Consider the following 6,293-nt stretch of genomic DNA (forward strand, 5'->3'; position numbering starts at 1 on the left):
CTGTAATGATAAATCAAACATCATAAATGGTGGTGTTTTTTAATATGATGAATAATAATTTAAAGAATATGAAATTAAGTAAGGTTCTTACAGATAACATAAATAAATTAAAAACAAAGCTTAACGATTGTCCGGACGTTATATGGAAAAGGATATATTTAAACAATAATAAAGAGGGATATTTTATATATATAGAGGGACTTGTTGATGTGAATTTAACACAAAGAGATTTTATAAATCCTATAATTTTGATGAAATATGAGGAAATACTTAATCAAAAAAATATAGAGAACATACCAGCTAGCAATATTTATTTTGTTTATGACTTAAATGAGATTTTACAAAACATAGTCTCAGGTATAACAGTCTTTATTTTAGATGGTATGGATTATGCAGTGTGTTGTGAAAGTAGAAAATTTGAAAAAAGAAGTGTAGATGAGCCAGAAACAGAAAAAAATGTTAAAGGGCCACATGAAGGTTTTATAGAAGATTTAAAGGTGAACATGTCCATACTAAGAAAAAGAATACGAAACAATAATCTCAAATTCAAGACATTAAAGTTAGGTACTACTACCCATCAAAATGCCGTGATAGCATATATTGAAGATATAGCAAATCCCAAGCTTATAGATAATTTATATAATAAAATGAATGCCATAGATTATGATGGGCTTCTTGCTACAGGATATATACAGCAGCTTATAACAGATTTTAAAAAGTCACCATTTCCTCAATATCAAGCCACAGAGAGGCCGGATAGAGCCATTGCAGCACTTATGGAAGGAAGATTAGTAATTTTATTAGATATAACACCTGTTGCACTTATTGTTCCAGTAAATTTTTTTGCATTTTTTACGGCATTTGATGATTATAGTATTAATTGGTTGTTTGGAAGCTTCTTGAGACTATTGAGGTTTTTTGCTTTAATTATTGCGATTTTTCTTCCAGGTCTATATATAGCAATCACAACTTTTCATTATTATATGATTCCTTTAAATCTACTAGTACCATTAGCTGAGTCCAGATCAAGAGTGTTTCTACCGCCTATTCTTGAAGCATTGGTTATGGAGATAACTATAGAATTTTTACGTGAGGCTGCTATTAGACTTCCAACATATGTAGGATCATCAATAGGCATAGTAGGAGGTATTGTTATAGGTCAGGCTGCAGTTCAAGCTGGAATTGTAAGTGATTTGCTTATAATTATAGTATCAGTAACTGCAATTGCATCTTTTGTGCAACCTACCTATGATATGAGTTTAGCTATAAGATTTATAAGATTTATTATAATGATTTTTTCTTCTATATTTGGAATAGTAGGAATCGTTATATGTGGGGCAATGATAATTGCTCATTTAGTTGTATTGGAATCTTTAGGTCAACCATATTTTCAGCCAATTATTCCTTTAAAGATGAAGGATTTGAAAGATACTATTATAAGAGCACCACTTAATTTATTAAAAAAGAGACCAGAGATAGCAAAGCCTTTAGATAAAAGAAGAGGAAAAAATAATGGAGAATAATAGGAATAGTATAAACTCTACACAAGCAAGACTATTTATGTTAACTGCTGAAATAGGAGTAGGAATACTTTCACTTCCAGCAGACCTTGCTAAAAGTGTCGGACACGATGGATGGATTTGTGTAATAGCCGCATGCTTTATATCAATAGTTGCAGGTATACTAATTGCATTTTTTCTTAAAAGATATTCCGACAGATCAATTTTAGAAATTAACAAACTTCTATATGGCAAATATATAGGTACATTTATTAATTATGTACTAGTAGTATATACATTTTTAATATCTTCATATATATTAAGGAGATTTAGTGAACTTATAAAAATTTCTATCTTAAGAAATACGCCGTCTGTTATTTTAAGTTTTTTTGTTACAATACCTACTATTTATTTAACTTGGTATGGATTAAAAGCTATATGCAGGTATTGTAAATTGTTTTATGCATCTATGGCAACTATGCTGCTTTTACTAGTACTAGTTAGCAAAAATATAAGAATAACATTTCTTCAGCCGGTAGGAGAAGCTGGCCTTATGACTATTATAAAAGGTGTTGGTACCGTATCCTTTTCATTTTTGGGTTATGAACTCTTATCCTTTATTTATCCTAATATTGAGGATAAGAATAAAGTTGTTAAATCTACAATAATTGCAACTTTTTTATCAGGAATTTTTTATGTATTAATAGTTATAGTATGTACAGGTGTATTTGGAGAAAATAGAATGAAATTCATGACATTCCCAACCTTTAGTTTATCTAGAATATACAAATCTGAAGTAATTGAGAGAGTAGACTTATTCTTTATATCGTTTTGGATGCCTATTACCACTGGAGCAATGCGCAATTATTATTTTTGTACATATGATAGCTGTTACAGGCTTTTAAACATAAAAAAACCTAAAGTTCTTCATACTTTAGTACTAATTACAACTGTGGTTGTGAGTAGAATACCTAAAAATGTAATACAAGTTGAAAAGCTTGGAAAGCTGGTTAATATATATGGTATTTCAGTTATAGGATTTCTTTTGATAAGTTATGCATTATCCTTTGCTAACAAAAGAGGTGTAGTTGATAATGAAGGGAGTAATTAAAAAAAAAATAGAAAGAATTATTATAGTTTTTATAATAACTACTCTTTCAAGTACAATTTTTACAGGATGCTGGGATCAAAAAATTTATGAAAGAGTTGGTTTTATATTGTTATTAGGATTAGAGTCTTCAAAGGAAAAGCATAAAAAATTATTAGTTACTTATGCAAATCCTGCTATAGGACTAGGTAGAAAAAATCAAGTAGAATTAAATGTCCAAGAAGCAGATTTGCTGAGGCAAGCAAGGGAAATAGCGAGGACAAAAGCTTCCAGGCCATTAGAGGCAGGAAAAATTCAAGAGATTCTTATTTCAAAAGAATTGGCGGAAAAAGGAGGAATTCATGACCTATTATCAATATTCTCTCGGGATCCTTTAAATCCTGCATTAGCAGATTTAGTTGTGGTAGATGGAAGTCCTAATGAGTTATGTAAAAAATCAATTCTTTTTCCAGACAAGCCAAGAGTTGGAATATACATACATCAACTCCTTGAAGCTGCTTCAAAAGATTCAAAAATAGTAGAATCCAGAATTTATAATTTTGATACCCAATATTATGCAGAGGGATTAGACACCATAATGCCTATTGTAAAATTAGAAACAAATTCAGTTAAAATTGTAGGATCAGCATTATTTTCAAGAGATAAAATGGTAGGAAATATTGATGTCAAACAAACAACTTTAATGGTAGCAATGAGAGAAAAAATAAACCGAGCAGCAGAATATATATGCAAAGTTCCTAATATAGAAGATGCTCATAGCAATACTAAAAGTGGTATAGCATTTACTATTAAGGATTCGAAAAAAAAAATAAATGTAAGCATAGACAATGGAAAACCGAATATAAATATAAAACTAAAATTTAGAGGAATGATTGATGAATATATATGGGATAGCATGGACAAAGAAGAGAAGTATAGAGAAGTACAAAGCAATATAACTGATGAGCTTAAAAATGAATGTATCAATATAATTAAGTATACTCAAGAAGTGGGGAGTGACCCCTTGGGAATTGGAGATATAGTAAGAGCTAAACATAATGATTATTGGAAAAAGGTTAACTGGAAAGAAGTTTATAAAACTGCTCAAGTAAATGTAGATGTTAAACTTGAAATATTAAATCATGGATTAATATATTAGTTTTAATCAGCAATATAGGTATATGAATAATTTTTCATGAAAAAACTATATGATGAGAAATTCATAATTATAAGTAGAAATTTAAATTTGAATTGATTCCAAAGCTGTAAAGACCTTTCTATATTTTAAATTATAATAAATTTCAGAGAGATAAAAGCTTATAAAATTAGAAAAGGCATCAGAAGAGCTAGATACTACATAATAAGGTTAAATAAAAAAAGTTGAAGGCTAAAAATTTATCCTTCAACTTTTTACTGGTCATCGTAAAGATTTAGCATAAAGCATATGAATATAGACGAATAAAATATATTTTAACCTCCAAGAGTAATATCTTGCTTATCATACCAATCAATGGCTTCATAGAAATGTGAAGGTTTGAAATCAGGCCAGTAATCATCTATTATGTAAAAGTCTGAGTATACTGATTGAACTGGCAAAAAGCCGCTAAGTCGTCTTCTTCCACCCCACCTTATAATTAAATCTACTCTAGTAATATCAGAAGACTTTAAGTAATTTAGTATAGTATTTCTATTATTTGTAGATAAATCATTTGCATTTCCTAAATCCCATTCCCAGCCATAGTTAACTAAGAAATTAACCTTCATTCCTCCCTTTCCAAATTGTTTTCTTTTAGTAAAGGGAAGAAGTTCTTTTGGAAACATGGGTGATGAGCTATTGCCGACAACTAAAAGGGAAGCATCTTCTTTAGATAACATTTTTACTGCCTCTATACATGCTGCAGTAAAGGCTTTCGTTTGTAGTGCTGGTCTTTTAGTATTGTCAGTAGTAAAACCATAGTAAGTTAATTCTTTTACTCCAAGTTCTTTGCATATTTTAAATAATTGCAATCCGGGATTAAGTCCAGGACCATAACCTTGCTCTTTACCTAACCCTTCTCTAACGGCCCAACGTCTGTTTCCATCTGGTATAATACCAATATGATTTGGAATTCTCATTTTGTAGCCTCCTATTATATCAACTATTAATCACAGTATTACCATATTATAAGGCTTTTATTCCATAATAAACCAAACTAAAGATTACATATTCTTTGACAAAGATAAAGTGCACGTAGAGGTTTTAAAATATAAACTTCTACGTGCACTTTAATTTTTGGTGGATTTCATGTAAATCACTTTTTTGTAATTTCATGAATAAGTATTGGGGTAGTTTCATTATTATAGGTTACATTATAAGTAAAATTACTGTTTATGCTTTCAATAAAAGATCTAATCCATACTTCTCTAAGCTTATAAAAAATATTTATATTGCCACCAACTTCTTCCCAATGGCTTTTATGGAGACATCTTTCGGTTTCCCATTGAACTTTATTTTCAGTACTTAGGGTGATAGAGTTTACTCTATCACATGGCATTCCTTCCATAATGTAATTATTTATAGTGTTATAAAATTCTTCTGCACTTGAAAATGAAGAGTTTTCTTTTTCAAATTCTCCACATTCTGCCCCTTGTTCTGAATATGAAGTTAAAGCTATATCTAAGACATCATCGCTATTATACTTATTCGATATTTCTGTTATGAAAGCTGCATGTCTTGTTTCAGCAATTGATATTTTATTCTGAAGCCATCCATGAATATTGGATACATCTATTAACTCTTCAAGAGGTTTGTTAGGCAATGGATAACCATACTTTTCTGCTATGCTGTTATATAAATTTGTTACTTCATCACCATATTTGTCTTGATATGCTTTAACTAAGTTTGCCTCTAAATTTTCATATAATTTTATTTTATTAAATAACCATGTATGAATAGGCGCTAAAAATTTACTCATTCTTATATCTCCTTTCAAGATAACAAAAATATTTACATTCTATCCTAAGTAATAAGGATAGAAACATGACATTAAAATTTGATTTCTATAAGCGTTATTCTATGCACTTATTATATTATTAAACAAACTTTTTTTCTGTAACGCTGGTTACCGATTTATTAGAATATTGTTGATAAAATGTAGTCATTAACGGGAAAACAACAGAATTTAAATTGCAAAGAAATTGTGTATTAATGAGGAGGAGTAAAAAATGAAGATAAATAGCGATATGTTAATTGGAGAACTTTTAAGATTAAATAGCAAGGCTGCAGAGGTATTAATGAAGAATGGTATGGGATGTGTAGGATGTCCATCTTCACAAGCTGAATCATTAGAACAAGCAGCAGCTGTTCATGGAATAAGTTTAGATAAATTATTACAAGATTTAAACAAGGAACTTGGAGATGACTCAAGTACAAATTAAGTAGAATGTATTGGTTGAACAATTTAAATTGGCACCAATAAGTACTTGAAAACGAGATTTAAAAGAAATATTAGTATAAGAGATATAAAGAAGGCTGTTGCACTTATAGATATCCACGGCCGACACTTAACTTATGCTACGGGATATATTTACATTCTTCCAGCACGATAAATACTTTTGACAAGTCTAAAGCCCATATTTTTAAAAAAGCTAAGAATCTTTGATAACTCGCTGTGCTCAAACAATCAAATCTTCTAAGCTTTTTCAAAAATATGAGCTAAGACTTGTAG

6 protein-coding genes are annotated in these 6,293 nt (G+C 29.7%); 4 read left to right on the forward strand and 2 right to left on the reverse strand.

Annotation, left to right across the window (positions count from 1 at the left end; all coding sequences use genetic code 11):
* Nucleotides 1-44: 44 nt before the first annotated feature.
* Genes I6U48_RS05260 through I6U48_RS05270 form a run of 3 tightly spaced genes read left to right on the forward strand, consistent with a single transcriptional unit; the run spans nt 45 to nt 3,745 of the window.
* A complete protein-coding gene (locus I6U48_RS05260; RefSeq protein ID WP_246615211.1) occupies nt 45-1,523 on the forward strand; it encodes a spore germination protein in 1,479 nt (492 codons plus the stop codon).
* Nucleotides 1,513-2,610, forward strand: coding sequence for a GerAB/ArcD/ProY family transporter (locus I6U48_RS05265; RefSeq protein WP_218319360.1), 1,098 nt, complete (start codon nt 1,513-1,515; stop codon nt 2,608-2,610). The genes I6U48_RS05260 and I6U48_RS05265 overlap by 11 nt, the downstream gene beginning before the upstream one ends.
* Nucleotides 2,594-3,745, forward strand: coding sequence for a Ger(x)C family spore germination protein (locus I6U48_RS05270; protein ID WP_218319361.1), 1,152 nt, complete (start codon nt 2,594-2,596; stop codon nt 3,743-3,745). The genes I6U48_RS05265 and I6U48_RS05270 overlap by 17 nt, the downstream gene beginning before the upstream one ends.
* A 311-nt stretch (nt 3,746-4,056) precedes the next feature.
* Here the strand turns inward: I6U48_RS05270 and I6U48_RS05275 are convergent, their stop codons facing one another.
* Together I6U48_RS05275 and I6U48_RS05280 are read right to left on the reverse strand one after the other, a co-directional pair.
* Complete coding sequence (locus tag I6U48_RS05275) at nt 4,057-4,701, reverse strand: undecaprenyl diphosphate synthase family protein (RefSeq protein ID WP_218319362.1); 645 nt, start codon at nt 4,699-4,701, stop codon at nt 4,057-4,059.
* 176 nt (nt 4,702-4,877) lie between these two features.
* A complete protein-coding gene (locus tag I6U48_RS05280) occupies nt 4,878-5,540 on the reverse strand; it encodes a hypothetical protein (RefSeq protein ID WP_218319363.1) in 663 nt (220 codons plus the stop codon).
* A 250-nt stretch (nt 5,541-5,790) separates the two neighbouring features.
* On the opposite strand from I6U48_RS05280, the gene I6U48_RS05285 reads away from it, so the two are divergent.
* Nucleotides 5,791-6,003: a DUF1858 domain-containing protein gene (locus I6U48_RS05285; protein ID WP_218319364.1), complete on the forward strand. Its 213-nt coding sequence runs from the start codon at nt 5,791-5,793 to the stop codon at nt 6,001-6,003.
* Nucleotides 6,004-6,293: the final 290 nt, after the last annotated feature.

The sequence above is a fragment of the Clostridium thailandense genome (genome assembly GCF_019207025.1).
Lineage (GTDB): Bacteria > Bacillota > Clostridia > Clostridiales > Clostridiaceae > Clostridium_AM > Clostridium_AM thailandense.

What these genes read in the sequence shown, in the direction of transcription:
- I6U48_RS05260 (WP_246615211.1), top strand. Translation starts at nt 45, where the DNA reads ATGATGAATAATAATTTAAAGAATATGAAATTAAGTAAGGTTCTTACA.
- I6U48_RS05265 (WP_218319360.1), top strand. Translation starts at nt 1,513, where the DNA reads ATGGAGAATAATAGGAATAGTATAAACTCTACACAAGCAAGACTATTT.
- I6U48_RS05270 (WP_218319361.1), top strand. Translation starts at nt 2,594, where the DNA reads ATGAAGGGAGTAATTAAAAAAAAAATAGAAAGAATTATTATAGTTTTT.
- I6U48_RS05275 (WP_218319362.1), bottom strand. Translation starts at nt 4,701, where the DNA reads ATGAGAATTCCAAATCATATTGGTATTATACCAGATGGAAACAGACGT.
- I6U48_RS05280 (WP_218319363.1), bottom strand. Translation starts at nt 5,540, where the DNA reads ATGAGTAAATTTTTAGCGCCTATTCATACATGGTTATTTAATAAAATA.
- I6U48_RS05285 (WP_218319364.1), top strand. Translation starts at nt 5,791, where the DNA reads ATGAAGATAAATAGCGATATGTTAATTGGAGAACTTTTAAGATTAAAT.